Genomic DNA, 14,296 nt, shown 5'->3' with positions numbered 1-14,296 from the left:
TCGTTCTTTAAAATAGGAGAGGTGCCAGAGTGGTAATGGAGCAGATTGCTAATCTGTCGACGGGTAACCGTCGCCAGGGTTCGAGTCCCTGTCTCTCCGCAAACTAATTAAGTCAGAACCGAGACTGACTAAAATAAAAATCGGGGTGTAGCGTAGCCCGGTCATCGCGCCTGCTTTGGGAGCAGGAGGTCGCAGGTTCGAATCCTGCCACCCCGACGACGATCTGTAAAGATCGCATCATAAGCCCATCAAACCCTGTTTGATGGGCTTTTTGTTTTACCCGTTTTTAGAGGACGTACTTAAATTTTGATTCTCAAATAAGAGGCTACTTCATGTAATTCTCCATTTTTTAGTGAAGTGTAAAATGTGGTGGTTAAAGTTCGCTTTCGCGAAAGCGAACTGTTTTAAATATTGTTGCTCAGGATAAATCATCGCAGCTATGTGAAACCTTTCTTTAGAACCCTAAATTTATTTGCTCAAATTCCTAAATTGCAGGGAAACCAACAACATGGAACAGAACCTGCACTCATTACGAAAATCCTATGAAAAGGACGCACTCCTTGAAGATCATCTCGCTAAAAATCCGTTTGAGGTATTTTCAAATTGGTTCCAGGATGCAGAAAATGATAAAGGTGTTGAAGAGGCAAATGCTATGGCAATTTCAACCATAGGTCAAGATGGTTTCCCTAAAACACGTATCGTACTGTTAAAGGAAATTGAGGATGATACTTTTATTTTTTATACCAACTATACATCAGAAAAGGCGGTTTCCATATCAGAGAATCCACAAATTAGCCTTCATTTTTTCTGGCCTAGTTTAGAACGACAGGTCATCATTAAGGCGATGGCAAGCAAGACCTCTCGAGAAAAGTCTGCTTCCTATTTTGATTCTAGACCTCGTGGTAGTCAGCTAGGCGCATGGGCAAGTCATCAAAGCGACCCGATAGCATCACGGGAAGCTTTAGAAAAACAACTGAAAGAGGTCGAGAAGCGATTTGAAGGTCAAGAGGTGCCACTTCCTGAATTTTGGGGTGGTTTTCAATGTACACCGTTATCTTTTGAGTTTTGGCAAGGACGCCCCAATAGACTACATGACCGTATCTTATTTGAAAAATCAAATGATGGCTGGAATACTAAAAGATTACAACCCTAATGAAGAAACTGATCTTAGTTAGACACGGTAAATCCAGTTGGGAATTTGATGTGCGAGATCACGATCGACCTTTGATTCAAAAGGGAATCGATGACGCGCATTCCATAGGACGTGCACTTAAAGAAATTCATACGCTACCCGATTTAATTTTATCCAGCACGGCTGCCCGAGCGCTGCAAACAGCCACGATCCTTACGGAGTATATCGATTATGAGCTCAAAAAGCTTAAGATCACCAGGAAATTATATACGTTCAATTGGAAGGAACAACTTGAGGTGATCAAAAATTTAAGTGATGACGTGGATAGCTGCATGATTGTTTCACACAATCACGGACTTACCGAGCTAGCAGGTATCCTAGGGTCTGAATATTTTTCTAATGTTCCTACTACTGGTGTTGTGATGATTGAGTTTTCCACACGAGAATGGAGTAAAATCGAGAAAGGAAACACAACGTTTCATTTATTTCCCAAAAACATCTGATGATTAACGAATACTATAATAGAGAATTAAGTTGGCTCAAGTTCAATGCACGCGTACTGCAAGAGGCAAATGATCCAACCGTACCATTGATTGAAAGATTGCGTTTTCTGGGTATATTTTCAAATAACCTAGATGAGTTCTTTAAGGTACGATATGCCACTATTCAAAGAATTTATCGTGCAGGTAAAAATGCGACCAAATCATTAGGAGGAATATCTGCTGGAGAGTTGCTTAATGAGATCAATGAGGCTGTAATCAAAGATCAGACCTTGAGTTTTCAGATTCTAAATGATCTAGAGCAGGAATTGAGTAAGGAGAATATCGTCATCGTAGATGAGCAGGAAATCCTCAAGGAACATGAAGATTTTATCAGGCAGTATTTCAATGAAAAGGTAAGTCCAGCCCTAGGAGTCATCATGATTGATGAGACGACGGCCTTCCCGCCATTACAAGATGGAATGGGTTATCTGGCCGTGAGAATGACCTTTGCCAAAGGCAAGATTAAACACGCCTTAATTGAAAAGCCTAAACACCTCAACAGGTTTGTAGTATTGCCAGATCTCAAAGATGGTAAGCAATACATTATTCTTATCGATGACTTGATAAGGCATCGCATGCACTATCTATTCAGCATTTTTGATTATCAAGACATTCAGGCCCATATGATCAAGGTCACGCTGGATGCAGAACTTGACATGGATCTGGACTTGAAGAAAAGCTTGCTTGAAAAAATTAGAGATAGTGTCTATGATCGTAAAGATGGTGACCCAGTACGATTTGTTTTTGATCGTGAGATCCATCCAGAAACCATTGACTTGATCATGAGCAAGCTCGAGATCGACGATACGGACTCGATTATCCCTAGTGGACGTTATCATAACAGGCGAGACTATTTGAAGTTTCCAAGCTTGGGCAGGCAAGATCTACTGTATGAAAAGCAAGTAGCGCTTCCCATAAAAGGCATTGATATCAAAGGCTCGCTTTTAAAGCGTATTGCCCAAAAGGACATCCTTCAATACGCTCCATATCATACGTTTGCAAACACCACAAAGTTCTTGCGTGAGGCAGCGCTGGACCCACAAGTAGAAGAAATAAAAATCACTATTTATCGACTTGCAGAGGTTTCCCAGATCGCTGGATCACTGGTCAACGCTGCAAAGAATGGGAAATCAGTGACGGTTTCCATCGAGTTGCAGGCGAGATTTGATGAACAAGCAAATATCAATTATGCAGAGCTGATGCAGGAAGAAGGCATCAAGATGATTTTTGGTGTTCCTGGCCTGAAAGTACACTGCAAGGCCTGCATGATTACCAGACGAGAAAATCAGAAATTGAAACGCTACGGATTCATAAGTACGGGTAATTTCAATGAGGCGACCGCTGGAATTTATACGGATTACACCTTATTCACGGCAGATCGTAGAATTTTGAAGGAAGTAGAACGAGTTTTTGAATTTTTTGAAGTCAATTACAAGCAACACAAATACAAACACTTATTAGTTAGTCCTAATTTCCTTAGGCCTGGAATAGAACGATTGGTTCGTCGTGAGATCGCTTTCGCGAAAGCGGGAAAACCAGCAAAAATCAGATTGAAACTCAATTCATTCTCAGATTACAACATGATTGATCTATTCTATGAGGCGTCGCAAGCTGGTGTGATCATAGAATTGATCGTACGTGGCATTTGTTGTTTGATACCAGGCGTCAAAGGGATGAGCGAAAACATTACTGCGATTAGTATTGTAGATCGTTATCTGGAGCATCCACGAGTGTATTATTTTCATAATAACGGCGACCCATCGGTGTACATTTCAAGTGCAGATTTTATGCAACGCAATCTGGATAGTCGCGTGGAGATTGCATGTCCCATCTATGATGAGGACATCAAAAAGGAAATCCTGGAAACCCTCGATATTTGCTGGAATGACAATGTCAAGGCACGAGTGCTTGATGAAACGCAGTCTAATGATTATGTCAAAGATGACAAGCCAGCATTGAGGTCTCAATATGCGACTTATGAATATTATAAAGCCAAAAATCAAAGCTAATGGGATTTAAGATAGAGAAATATGGAGCGATAGATATAGGTTCCAATGCTATACGATTGTTGATTGCCACGGTAAATATTTTTGACGATCTCGCTCCTGTGTTTAAAAAAACTAGTTTGGTAAGAGTGCCCATACGTTTGGGTCAGGACGTTTTCATTAAAGGTGAGATATCAGAGTACAACCAAAAGCGCATGGTAAAAACCATGAAGGCCTATCAACATTTGATGGACGTTCATGAAGTACTGGATTATAAAGCCTATGCAACCAGTGCGATGCGTGATGCGGTAAATGGCAAGGAAGTGTCTCGCAAAATCAAAAAAGAAGCAGGCATAGATATCGAGATCATTGATGGATCGCATGAGGCGGCGATCATCGCGATGACAGATCTGCACAGCATCATAGATCAAGAGAAAGTATACCTATACGTTGATGTTGGTGGTGGTAGTACCGAATTTACCTTGTTCGCTAATGGTAATGCTGTCGAGTCAAGATCTTTTAAAATAGGTACCGTACGATTGCTCAATGATATGGTCAAGAGTTCTTTGTGGACCGAGGCAGAAAATTGGGTAAAGGAAGTTTGCGCACCCTACAATCGCATAGAATTAATAGGTTCTGGTGGTAACATCAATAACATCTTTAAGAACAGCGGTAAGGCATATGGCAAGCCATTATCCTATTTCTATCTGACCAGTTATTATGAAAAGCTGCAAAGCTATACCTATGAAGAACGTATTTATCATCTTGCCCTGAATCAGGATAGGGCAGACGTAATCATACCTGCTTGTCGCATCTATTTGAGATCCATGAAGTGGAGTGAGGCAAAGAACATACACGTTCCAAAAATCGGTCTTACCGATGGTATTATTAAGTCCATATTTAATTCCAAAATGCAAAACGTAACATGATAGGCTTTTTTGGTTACTTTTAATCTTTATTTGAAGATCACCTTTTTAAAAATATAATAATGAAACATATACTACTCTTAGCGCTTATAGCTTCTTTTTCAATGACTTCTATCGCTCAAATACGCAATGAAACTTCTTACGGTGTACGATTGGGTGCCAACTATTCAGACCTGGAAACCGACCTTTTTGAAGATGCAGAAAATAGAATAGCACCTTCTGAGACCTTTTTTGCCGAAATTCCTTTAGGGAATACCTTTTCCATCGTTCCTGAATTGGGATTCAATGCCTTAGGTGTGAAAGAAGAAAGTGTAACGGCTCCAGATGGTAATGAAGTTAATTTCAAGTCCAATTGGCTCAATACAGGCATTTTGGTTCAAGCTAATATCACTAGATTTCTTTACTTAAATGTTGGCCCTAAGGCTGCTGTTAATGTTTCAGAGAATGATGATAGCGATTACTACGATTACGACCTTATGGGCGTAGGCGGCATAGGCGTGAGAATCACAAACGGTTTGAGCATTGATGCGAGATATGGCTATGGATTCAAGAATATTTACAGCAGCAATCTTGAGGCTCAAGGCTATGATGCAGAGAATCGCTTTTACCAGTTGACCCTTTCTTACAGAATGTAATTAGAGTTCGCTTTCGCGAAAGCGAATATTCAAAAAGCCGCATCCTAGGATTGCGGCCTTTTTATTTCTTATAAGATTCTTTGCAACGATCTGTAATCTTTAAAACTCTAGGTTGAACGTCCTGCGTAAAAGGTCTACCGCAGGATTCTTCTCGACCAATTTGTTGAACTTGTCTTGATCTGTATAGATGTACTTTTTGGTCACGGTTTTGTCAACATCTATCTCAAAATCAATGAGATAGTTTTGAAGTTCTCTTTTCAAGAATTCCAGAATTTGACCTTTCTCTTTCTCAAGATCCTCTTTCATAGAGGCATTGGGAAATTTGAGATGAATGGTAGTTCCCTTCAATTTAGGCTGGTCGATACCTAAAATACTGGAAAGAATAAAATCGCCTCTTTCCTTCAAATGATCGGCATATTTATTCCAGACCATGGTAAGCTCCTCTTGAGAGAAATTCTTTTCGGGCAATTTGTCTGTCGAGGCCGTTGCGTCCTTTTGATTCTCCAGCATTTCCTTTTTGCGCTCCATTCCCTGGATGGAAAGCGTGCTTACCCGTTTCCGTCCCTTTTGCAGCAACGCCCTGCGTTTCTCTTCTAGTGAACTTTGATCTGAATAGCTCCTGTCGTTAGTGGATACCTGAGTTTCCTGCGATACAACAGGCTCAGCTGAAGCTGGTGGATTGTTGATTGCAGAATTATCTTCCACCTCTTGAAAAGTGTCTATAGAGGTTTCTGTCGCCGTACTCGTTTGGACCGCAACTGGTGATGCTGCGTTGCCTTGTTTGATTGGTGCGGCAGCAGGCTCTGTTACAACAGCATTTTCAAAGGTTTTAGCCGGTAGAATGTAGGTTAAAGGCTTTTTTTTTTCGCCAGATTCTGGAAGTAGGATAGAAGCCAGTTGCATTAAACACAACTCTACCAATAAACGTTGGTTGCGACTGTTGCGATATTTTAGATCTGCATTGTTGGTGATTTCAATCGCAGTTTTCAAGAATTCCAGGTCTGTTTTTCCGGACTGTTCCAGATATTTCTTTTTAGTGGATTCTCCCAGTTCCAGTAATACGATTGTACGTTCATCTTTACATACCATCAAATCTCTAAAATGAGATGCCAGACCACTTAAAAAATGTTGCCCATCAAATCCCTTGACCATGATTTGATCATAGTCTATCAACAATTGCGGTATATTGTTCTCCAGGATAAGCGACGTCATGCTGAAGTACGTATCGCGATCCAAGACATTCAAATTCTCGGTCACGGCCTGTATCGTCAAGTCTTTCCCTGAAAAACTAACAACCCTATCAAAAATGGATAAAGAATCCCTAAGAGCGCCATCTGCTTTTTGCGCAATGATCTGCAAGGCTTCCTCATCTGCATCAATTCCTTCCTTGACCGCGATGCGCTTCAAATGTTCACGCATATCACTTACAGTAATGCGCTTAAAATCAAATATTTGACAACGTGATAAAATCGTTGGTATGATCTTGTGCTTTTCAGTCGTTGCCAAAATAAAAATGGCGTGAGCTGGTGGCTCTTCCAGCGTTTTCAAAAAAGCATTAAACGCTGCAGAAGAGAGCATGTGCACCTCGTCAATAATATAAATCTTATACTTTCCTACCTGTGGCGGTATACGCACTTGCGCGATGAGTTCTCTAATGCCGTCCACACTATTGTTGGAAGCAGCATCAAGTTCAAAAATATTGAAGGCAAAATCTTCATTAGCATCATAATCCACATTATGCTGATTGATTTTTTTTGCCAGGATACGCGCACAGGTCGTTTTACCTACACCACGAGGTCCCGTAAAAAGTAGAGCTTGAGCCAGGTGATTGCTTTCAATCGCATTCTCCAAAGTTTTGGTAATGGCAGACTGTCCCACGACATCCTCAAAGGTTTCGGGTCTATATTTTCTGGCAGATACTATGAACGGTTCCATGCGTTTCAAAGATAAAATGATGCGCCGCTACAACCTTCATTACGGCCTGTTGTTTTTGCCTAAATTATTAACATGCGTGCGATTAATCGGTTAGTTTTGCAGCAGCAGGCCGCTCTATCGTCTCAACTTTTGTTGAGGAGGAAAGTCCGGACACCATAGGATATCATAGCGGCTAACGGCCGTCGTCCCGATAGCTATCGGGATAGGACCAGTGCAACAGAAAGTATGTACAGGTAATGCTGTAGTGAAACCAGGTAAACTCTATGTGGTGAAATGTCGCGTAAATCAGAGCTTGAGCGCGATCCGTGCGATTCTGAAGGGTAGGCAGTTAGAGGTCGTGAGTAATTGCGATCCTAGATAAATGATAGAGGTTCCCGTTTGTGCGGGATCACAGAATCCGGCTTACAGGCCTGCTTTTTTATTCCACATTTTCAATTTGCGTTGCAAATTGTGTTTATAAATTTTCAAATCCAAAATTCCAAAGTCAAATTCCAAATCCCAAAATCCAAATCCCAAAATTATTGTCATTCTGAACTCGTTTCAGAATCTGCTCGCCACTTGCTTGATAGTCATATAGGTGCTAACCAGAACGATGTTAAGAAAAGGCTAGTATCAAATTACGCTTTCGCGAAAGCGTTACCTCTTAAAAAAACTAAAAACCGTGCCGCCATATCTGCGGGCATTGTCAAAAGAAGGATGTTCACTTAGATCGGTATGTTTGGAATGCTCGATGATGAGGATTCCGTCTTCGGTGAGCATTTGATTTTCAGAGACAAAATCTGCTATCTTGAGAAAATCGGTAGATTCCAGTGCATATGGTGGATCTGCAAAGATGATATCGTATTTAATGCTGTGATTTTCCAAGAATTTAAAGACATCTGCCTTGATTGTATCTATGGGCAAATCCAGTTCTGCAGCTGTCTTTTTAATGAACGCGATGCAGGGAAAGTGTTTGTCTACGGCAAGTACACTGCCAGCGCCGCGACTTGCAAACTCATAGGACATATTCCCACTACCGGCAAAAAGCTCCAACACTTTAATGTCACTGATGTGAATGAGATTGCGCAGGATATTGAAAAGAGCTTCCTTGGCCATGTCTGTCGTTGGACGAACGGGCAGATTTTTGGGAGCTTGAATACGGCGACCTTTATGAATGCCTGATATTATGCGCATATGATGTTGTTGAGATAGCCCTGATAATCCTCTATGAACGCTACATTTCTAACGTACATAAAGAGTAAATCAAATAGCTGAGCATCCTGTTGCTCTTGAATTATGGTAAGTGGAATGGTTTCTGGATCTAGCTTATTTTGTTCCAAAGCAAACAAGGTATAGTAAAGTATATCTTCAATTTGCTCATATGGGAATATATTATGAGCTACTAGATGGTTCTTGTCTATAGCTGTAACATAAAAATGCGACGGCATAATCTCTAGATAGATGCCGCTGGACATTTTTGAAATGACCTCCAAGGATCTGGTGGCATAATGAAAATAAGCATGATCACCATAGGTGTCAAAAAAGTAATTGCTAATGTTGGAATAGGCAATGTATACCAATTGCGCCTCTAAATTATCCACAGGTTCATCGATGCTAATCGTGTCTGTCTGTAACAACTTAGTATTGTACTTCAAATAGTCTGCAGCGTGTTCTTCTTTAAATAAGGCTGCTGGTACCGCCGCGTAAACATTGTGATGATAAATGAGTGTCACCTCTTTGAACTCGTCCTTTAATGACGCTTCTTTTTCAAAAGTCTCTTGAATCGCGTCGAGTAATTCAATAGGATTTGCTGGGTATTTAAAACTCTTATGTACTACTTCTTGAACGGTCGCTGAGTTATGGGTATAAAAAGAAAGTCCATCCTGATGAATCAGGACGGACAAACTATATAGGTCGTTATTTTTAGTTGCTTCGGCTCGGTGCATATTGTCTAGGCCAGTTTCCACTTGTGGTCACCTCTGTAAGGCTTCCTACTTTAATGGTTGGTCCATCAATAGCTTCTACTGCTTTTACTTCAAGTTCTGCTTTTACCAGACGTTCTGGTTGATCAAAAAGAATATCTTCTTTAGATGCTTTTGCTTCAAAAACACTCAAGACATTCTCTCCATCGATAAAGGTATCGGTCGCCAGTTCAATTTTTCCTGGAGCACCTTCAATTGGGTAATTCAAAAGTGACCTGATATCAACACCAGTAAACAATGAATCTTTAACTGATTTGAAACCTAAGGTATCAACGATAGTTATTTCCTTAAGATATCCACCTGATCCTGATAGACCATAGCGTCTGTTTTTCTCTTCATCAACAACACTGCTATCACGCTTTTGTATCAGCGCAAATTTTGCGGTATCGATGAATCTAGCAAGGGCATCAATATCATCAGTGTACTTACCTACAATTGTTTTATGGGCAGATTCTGCATCACGCAAGGTGATCAATTGAGCCACTACATCTTTATAGCGTTCTTCTTTTACTGCTTCAAATCTTACCGGTTCTGCGATGGATTGATACAACTTGTACGCAAAAAATCCTATAAGTGCAAGTAGCACTAGGATGATGACAATGTGAAGTTTGCGTGGGATTTTGTTTATAAATATCGCAAGTAGTACCAGCACTATAATACCTATTACTACCGACAAGATTAAATTGAACATAAGATGGGATGTTTATTAGCTTAATTTCAAAGCAAACAAATCTACAATTTTTTTTGTCTCGTCCTAATGAGCCGCCATATTTTTGAGTTAAGTTTATCCTCTACCTTTCCACACAATTTTAATGACACCGCAAGATTTCTTCAAGATTTTAAAACTCGATTTTCCTTTTGAACCTACATTCCAACAGGAAAGAGCACTGGAAGAACTCTCACAATTCATTTTAAGTCCAGAGAAAGACCAAATCTTTATGTTGCGAGGTTATGCGGGAACTGGTAAGACCACCATTATAAGCAGTCTGGTAAAAAGTCTGTGGAAGGCTAAAAAAAGTCCTGTACTGCTCGCGCCTACCGGTAGAGCTGCCAAAGTCATAAGCAGCTATTCGAATAAACAGGCTGCCACCATACATCGTGAAATATATTATCCCAAAGGTCAAGGATCTGGCAACGTGCAGTTCACGCTTAAAGTGAACAAGCATCGCAATGCCTTATTTATAGTGGATGAAGCCTCCATGATTCCAGATGTTGTGGCAGAGAATAAAATGTTTGGCGGGAATGGATCCTTATTGGATGATCTAATAGAGTATGTGTACAATGGTTTTAAGTGTAAACTCATCATTATAGGAGACACCGCACAGTTACCGCCAGTAAAACTGAATATTTCGCCGGCGCTGGATGCCCAGTTGATCGAACAGCGGTATTTAAAGACCGTGATTGATATGGAGCTAGACGAGGTCAAACGTCAAACGGAAGGTTCTGGGATTCTGTATAATGCTACACAAATTAGGGAACACATTGAGGTGGACGATCCTAGTTTCAGATTCAATACGTTGCCTTTTCAAGATATCGAACGCCTTATTGATGGTCATGAGATCATGGAAACCGTGATGAGTGCCTATGATAATCAAGGTCATGAAGAGACGGCTATCATTGTTAGGTCTAACAAAAGAGCCAATTTATATAACCAGCAAATCCGGTCGCGTATTCTCTTTCGCGAAAGCGAACTAGCATCAGGTGATTATCTTATGGTAGTCAAGAACAATTATCACTGGCTGGATATCACAAGCGACGCAGGATTCATCGCTAACGGTGACATCATTGAGGTGCTGGAGATTTTCAATTTTAAGGAGATCTACAGTTTCAAGTTTGCTAATGTTAAGGTGCGCATGGTGGATTATCCCAATGCCAAACCTTTTGAAACCACTTTACTGCTGGATACCTTGACATCAGAATCACCATCGCTTACCTACGAGCAAAGCAACAGCCTTTATCAAGAAGTACGCATGGATTATCTCAAATTACCCAAATGGAAGCAATACAAGGAGATCAAGGCCAATCCTTATTTTAACGCGTTGCAGGTCAAATTTTCCTATGCCATAACCTGTCACAAATCCCAAGGTGGTCAATGGGAAAATGTGATCGTAGAACAACCGTATTTGCCAGATGGGCCCAGCAAGGAATACTTGCGCTGGCTGTATACGGCAGTCACTCGAGCCAAAACAAATTTGTATCTTATCGGCTTTAAAAATGAAAACTTTATAGAATAACCATGCTCGAGATCATCATAAGCGTCTGTCTGGGAATAGGCCTATCTGCAAGTGCAGGTTTTAGGGTTTTTGTGCCTTTATTGTTGTTGAGTATTGCTGGTTATTTTGAATGGATACCGCTCAATGAAGACTGGCAATGGGCTGGCAGCCTTACCGCCATCATTGTTCTTGCCGTCGCATCCATCATAGAATTGGGCGCTTATTTTATACCTTATGTAGACAACCTATTGGACACTATATCCATACCGCTGGCAACCGTCGCTGGAACACTGGTGATGTTCACGGTTTTGGGCGATGTAGATCCCATTTACAGCTGGACGCTGGCTATCATTGCCGGTGGTGGTACGGCAGCTACTATTGCGACAAGTACCAGTGCCGCGAGAGCCACCAGCACGACCGTAACTGCTGGAGTTGCAAATCCTATCATTAGTTTTCTTGAAGCTGTTTTTTCAACCTTGCTAAGCATACTGTCAATTTCGGCGCCGGTTATAGCAGTGGTAGTGGTGATTTTGACGTTTTTTGGAATACGTAAGTTGTATCGTAAAATCTTTAGAAAGAGTTCGCTTTCGCGAAAGCGAGATACCTTTAAACCTATTGAAAAATCATGAGCATCTTTACAAGAAAAACAAAATGGCGGTGGTCAGAAAAGGATAAAGTCCTTGCGTTGAAGGATGATAATCTCTTTTACCTGTTATGGATGCCGCTGTTGATATTCACACCAGCCATAGTAAGTTTTGCGATCCATTGGCAACAAGGAGAAATGGTTGAGACCATTTTAAGCGGTACGGTAGCTGTTCCTAGTTTAATTGTCATGATGGTATGGTTTAAAACAACCTCAGTGAGAAATGTAATTTCTCTGGACGATGTGGATGGTGCGGTAATTAAAAATGAGATGTTTTCTACGGTGAGTCTAAAGCTTACTAATGGACGCTATCGTCAGGTATCTTTCAATACCGAGTCTACTTGCACAGCTTTTCTAGATCTTTTGAGAAAGCATCATATTGAAATAGAAAAACGTACTCCATACTGGTCCTTACCCTTAAATTATTAGAATGCTTAAAAAAATTGCAATTATCCCAGCTAGGCTGGAATCCCAACGCTTACCTAAAAAATTATTACTGGATCTGGGCGGCGCTCCAGTTATTGTAAGAACTTATGAAGCCGTAAAAAAAACCAACTTGTTTGATGAAGTTCTCGTGGCGACAGATAGTAATGATATCTATCAAACTGTATTGCAATACGATGGTAAAGCAGTGATGAGCCACAAAGAACATGATTGTGGAAGCAATCGTATCGCAGAAGCTGTCGAGGATCTAGATTATGACATCGTGGTCAATGTTCAAGGCGATGAACCATTTACTAACAAGGTAGATTTACAGAGATTGTTGCAGGTTTTTGATAATGACCCAAACAAGGAAATCGCGTTAGCTTCATTAATGCATTCTCTAAGCGAAGAACGTGATATTGAAAACCCTAACAATGTTAAAGTGATTGTGGATACCTATGGCAATGCCATTTATTTCTCAAGATCACCCATTCCTTTTATAAGAGATGAGACCGCAAATGTAGATGTTCATAAACACGTGGGCATCTATGCTTTTCGCAAGGACGCTTTGATGGAATTTTACAATTCAAAACCAACACCACTGGAACTCGCTGAAAAAATTGAAGCGATACGTTATCTGGAATATGGTAAAAAGATACGTATGGTGACTACTTCAAATCATACCATAGGTATAGACACTCCTACAGATCTTGAGAAAGCAAGAGTCATCTGGGACAATAATTAGAATCGTCTAGTTAGATGCTAATACCTACGGGAAGCATCTCCTTGTAGTCATTGCGGTGCTTGCGCACAAAGCCTGCAATCTTGGGATGAGTAGGTACAACCTTTAATTTCTTGTTGTCTCTAATGTCAGCAAATACGGCTTTAAGAAAGTTTTCCCTAAATTCTACGCTGTCTTCGAGAGTTTCTGGAATAATGAGTTTGGTTAGAAAAATTTTACGTTCCTGTTGAGCGTATTCAATTTTTGCCATGCCTGCATCCTGCTGGCACTCGTATTGACGCAAGAATGCGTTGTCTGTAACTTCGATCATATTGGTTTCCATATTCATTCTTTAAACTCTTTCTAATAAAAAGGCACAGTAACATGTTTCAAAAAGAAGTTCTGAAACGCTTGTGAGAAGAGTAAAAATTGCTTGATTAACTTTGCAAAGATACTTTAAATAGCCCATTGATACTCTATGACAATCGTTAAAACCTTGATTCTGAAAGATAATCGGCTATGATTCAAGTCTACCTAATGCCTGGAATGGCGGCCTCACCGCTCATTTTTGAAAATATTTCTTTACCACAGGAACACTTTGAGGTACACTTAATGGACTGGCTCATCCCAGAGCCTAAAGAACCTCTAACTAGCTATTGTCAAAGACTTTTAAAGCAGGTGAAACATGACAATCCTGTTCTCATTGGCGTGTCTTTTGGCGGTGTGATCGTCCAAGAAATGGCTAAGCTAATCCAGGTCAAGAAGCTCATTATTATTTCAAGCGTCAAGAGTCATCATGAATTCCCTAGGCGCATGAGACTGGCCAGAAGTACTGGCTTGCACAAGCTTTTGCCTACCAGTCTAATGGGCAACTTTGACCAGCTGTCTAAATATGGCATGTCCATCGCACCTAAAAAAATGGAACTGTACAAGCGTTACCTCAATATCAGCGATCCACAATATCTGGATTGGGCGCTGGAAACCATTATCAAATGGCAGCAGGAACAGCCCATGGAAGGAATTGTTCACATACATGGAAGTGCAGATCCTGTATTCCCTTTGAAGTATATCAAAAACTGTGTTACCATCGATGGTGGCACGCATGTGATGATCATCAATAGGTTCCGTTGGTTTAATGAAAACCTGCCACAAATCATCAGGGAAACCTAGCGTTCATTTC

Annotated in this window: 15 protein-coding genes, 2 tRNA genes and 1 other RNA gene; 13 read left to right on the top strand and 5 right to left on the bottom strand. The window is 40.7% G+C overall.

Features of this window, described 5'->3' with window-relative positions; translation table 11 throughout:
- Window positions 1-15: 15 nt before the first annotated feature.
- The 7 genes from BST86_RS07080 (at window position 16) to BST86_RS07050 (ending at window position 5,220) form a co-directional block, all read left to right on the top strand.
- Window positions 16-99 (top strand) — tRNA-Ser (locus BST86_RS07080).
- Window positions 100-141: 42 nt separating this feature from the next.
- Window positions 142-216, top strand: a tRNA-Pro gene (locus BST86_RS07075).
- Between the two features lie 292 nt (window positions 217-508).
- Window positions 509-1,153 carry a pyridoxamine 5'-phosphate oxidase gene (pdxH, locus tag BST86_RS07070; protein ID WP_105982650.1) on the top strand — a complete coding sequence of 215 codons (645 nt, stop codon included), beginning with the start codon at window positions 509-511 and terminating at the stop codon, window positions 1,151-1,153.
- On the top strand, window positions 1,153-1,635 hold the full coding sequence (locus BST86_RS07065) for a SixA phosphatase family protein (RefSeq protein WP_105982649.1): 483 nt from the start codon (window positions 1,153-1,155) through the stop codon (window positions 1,633-1,635). The genes pdxH and BST86_RS07065 overlap by 1 nt, the downstream gene beginning before the upstream one ends.
- A complete protein-coding gene (gene ppk1 / locus BST86_RS07060; protein ID WP_105982648.1) occupies window positions 1,635-3,683 on the top strand; it encodes a polyphosphate kinase 1 in 2,049 nt (682 codons plus the stop codon). The genes BST86_RS07065 and ppk1 overlap by 1 nt, the downstream gene beginning before the upstream one ends.
- A complete protein-coding gene (locus BST86_RS07055) occupies window positions 3,683-4,588 on the top strand; it encodes a Ppx/GppA phosphatase family protein (protein WP_105982647.1) in 906 nt (301 codons plus the stop codon). The genes ppk1 and BST86_RS07055 overlap by 1 nt, the downstream gene beginning before the upstream one ends.
- A gap of 59 nt (window positions 4,589-4,647) precedes the next feature.
- On the top strand, window positions 4,648-5,220 hold the full coding sequence (locus BST86_RS07050; RefSeq protein ID WP_105982646.1) for an outer membrane beta-barrel protein: 573 nt from the start codon (window positions 4,648-4,650) through the stop codon (window positions 5,218-5,220).
- Between the two features lie 99 nt (window positions 5,221-5,319).
- Here BST86_RS07050 and BST86_RS07045 read toward each other — a convergent pair whose 3' ends face one another.
- Complete coding sequence (locus tag BST86_RS07045; RefSeq protein ID WP_105982645.1) at window positions 5,320-7,155, bottom strand: DNA polymerase III subunit gamma/tau; 1,836 nt, start codon at window positions 7,153-7,155, stop codon at window positions 5,320-5,322.
- A gap of 101 nt (window positions 7,156-7,256) precedes the next feature.
- On the opposite strand from BST86_RS07045, the gene rnpB reads away from it, so the two are divergent.
- An RNA gene (rnpB, locus tag BST86_RS07040) (RNase P RNA component class A) lies at window positions 7,257-7,576 on the top strand.
- 215 nt (window positions 7,577-7,791) lie between these two features.
- Here rnpB and rsmD read toward each other — a convergent pair.
- Genes rsmD through BST86_RS07025 form a run of 3 tightly spaced genes read right to left on the bottom strand, consistent with a single transcriptional unit; the run spans window position 7,792 to window position 9,807 of the window.
- Entirely contained in the window at window positions 7,792-8,328 is a 537-nt protein-coding gene (rsmD, locus tag BST86_RS07035) for a 16S rRNA (guanine(966)-N(2))-methyltransferase RsmD (RefSeq protein WP_105982644.1), read from the bottom strand.
- The gene (locus tag BST86_RS07030) at window positions 8,319-9,080 is read right to left on the bottom strand and encodes a DUF3822 family protein (RefSeq protein WP_105982643.1); all 762 of its coding nucleotides are present in this window, start codon (window positions 9,078-9,080) and stop codon (window positions 8,319-8,321) included. The genes rsmD and BST86_RS07030 overlap by 10 nt, the downstream gene beginning before the upstream one ends.
- Complete coding sequence (locus BST86_RS07025) at window positions 9,058-9,807, bottom strand: hypothetical protein (RefSeq protein ID WP_105982642.1); 750 nt, start codon at window positions 9,805-9,807, stop codon at window positions 9,058-9,060. Before BST86_RS07025 ends, BST86_RS07030 begins: the two co-directional genes overlap by 23 nt.
- A 121-nt stretch (window positions 9,808-9,928) precedes the next feature.
- Between BST86_RS07025 and BST86_RS07020 the strand changes: the two genes are divergently transcribed.
- From BST86_RS07020 to kdsB, 4 genes are read left to right on the top strand one after another with little or no spacing between them, the layout of a single operon-like run.
- The gene (locus BST86_RS07020) at window positions 9,929-11,350 is read left to right on the top strand and encodes an ATP-dependent DNA helicase (RefSeq protein ID WP_105982641.1); all 1,422 of its coding nucleotides are present in this window, start codon (window positions 9,929-9,931) and stop codon (window positions 11,348-11,350) included.
- 2 nt (window positions 11,351-11,352) lie between these two features.
- Window positions 11,353-11,958 carry a DUF4126 domain-containing protein gene (locus BST86_RS07015; protein ID WP_105982640.1) on the top strand — a complete coding sequence of 202 codons (606 nt, stop codon included), beginning with the start codon at window positions 11,353-11,355 and terminating at the stop codon, window positions 11,956-11,958.
- Complete coding sequence (locus tag BST86_RS07010; protein WP_105982639.1) at window positions 11,955-12,401, top strand: hypothetical protein; 447 nt, start codon at window positions 11,955-11,957, stop codon at window positions 12,399-12,401. Before BST86_RS07015 ends, BST86_RS07010 begins: the two co-directional genes overlap by 4 nt.
- A 1-nt stretch (window position 12,402) precedes the next feature.
- The gene (gene kdsB / locus BST86_RS07005) at window positions 12,403-13,140 is read left to right on the top strand and encodes a 3-deoxy-manno-octulosonate cytidylyltransferase (RefSeq protein ID WP_105982638.1); all 738 of its coding nucleotides are present in this window, start codon (window positions 12,403-12,405) and stop codon (window positions 13,138-13,140) included.
- 10 nt (window positions 13,141-13,150) lie between these two features.
- Here the strand turns inward: kdsB and BST86_RS07000 are convergent, their stop codons facing one another.
- The gene (locus BST86_RS07000; protein ID WP_055413767.1) at window positions 13,151-13,459 is read right to left on the bottom strand and encodes a GNAT family N-acetyltransferase; all 309 of its coding nucleotides are present in this window, start codon (window positions 13,457-13,459) and stop codon (window positions 13,151-13,153) included.
- Between the two features lie 176 nt (window positions 13,460-13,635).
- Between BST86_RS07000 and BST86_RS06995 the strand changes: the two genes are divergently transcribed.
- Complete coding sequence (locus tag BST86_RS06995; RefSeq protein ID WP_105982637.1) at window positions 13,636-14,286, top strand: alpha/beta hydrolase family protein; 651 nt, start codon at window positions 13,636-13,638, stop codon at window positions 14,284-14,286.
- Window positions 14,287-14,296: the final 10 nt, after the last annotated feature.

Source organism: Nonlabens agnitus (genome assembly GCF_002994045.1).
Classification (GTDB): Bacteria; Bacteroidota; Bacteroidia; order Flavobacteriales; family Flavobacteriaceae; genus Nonlabens; species Nonlabens agnitus.
Note: the sequence above shows the minus strand (reverse complement) of the source record. Positions and strands in the feature narration are given on the sequence as shown.

Bases quoted from the DNA above. Each gene is read 5' to 3' on its own strand.
- pdxH (WP_105982650.1), top strand. From the start codon at position 509: ATGGAACAGAACCTGCACTCATTACGAAAATCCTATGAAAAGGACGCA.
- BST86_RS07065 (WP_105982649.1), top strand. From the start codon at position 1,153: ATGAAGAAACTGATCTTAGTTAGACACGGTAAATCCAGTTGGGAATTT.
- ppk1 (WP_105982648.1), top strand. From the start codon at position 1,635: ATGATTAACGAATACTATAATAGAGAATTAAGTTGGCTCAAGTTCAAT.
- BST86_RS07055 (WP_105982647.1), top strand. From the start codon at position 3,683: ATGGGATTTAAGATAGAGAAATATGGAGCGATAGATATAGGTTCCAAT.
- BST86_RS07050 (WP_105982646.1), top strand. From the start codon at position 4,648: ATGAAACATATACTACTCTTAGCGCTTATAGCTTCTTTTTCAATGACT.
- BST86_RS07045 (WP_105982645.1), bottom strand. From the start codon at position 7,155: ATGGAACCGTTCATAGTATCTGCCAGAAAATATAGACCCGAAACCTTT.
- rsmD (WP_105982644.1), bottom strand. From the start codon at position 8,328: ATGCGCATAATATCAGGCATTCATAAAGGTCGCCGTATTCAAGCTCCC.
- BST86_RS07030 (WP_105982643.1), bottom strand. From the start codon at position 9,080: ATGCACCGAGCCGAAGCAACTAAAAATAACGACCTATATAGTTTGTCC.
- BST86_RS07025 (WP_105982642.1), bottom strand. From the start codon at position 9,807: ATGTTCAATTTAATCTTGTCGGTAGTAATAGGTATTATAGTGCTGGTA.
- BST86_RS07020 (WP_105982641.1), top strand. From the start codon at position 9,929: ATGACACCGCAAGATTTCTTCAAGATTTTAAAACTCGATTTTCCTTTT.
- BST86_RS07015 (WP_105982640.1), top strand. From the start codon at position 11,353: ATGCTCGAGATCATCATAAGCGTCTGTCTGGGAATAGGCCTATCTGCA.
- BST86_RS07010 (WP_105982639.1), top strand. From the start codon at position 11,955: ATGAGCATCTTTACAAGAAAAACAAAATGGCGGTGGTCAGAAAAGGAT.
- kdsB (WP_105982638.1), top strand. From the start codon at position 12,403: ATGCTTAAAAAAATTGCAATTATCCCAGCTAGGCTGGAATCCCAACGC.
- BST86_RS07000 (WP_055413767.1), bottom strand. From the start codon at position 13,459: ATGGAAACCAATATGATCGAAGTTACAGACAACGCATTCTTGCGTCAA.
- BST86_RS06995 (WP_105982637.1), top strand. From the start codon at position 13,636: ATGATTCAAGTCTACCTAATGCCTGGAATGGCGGCCTCACCGCTCATT.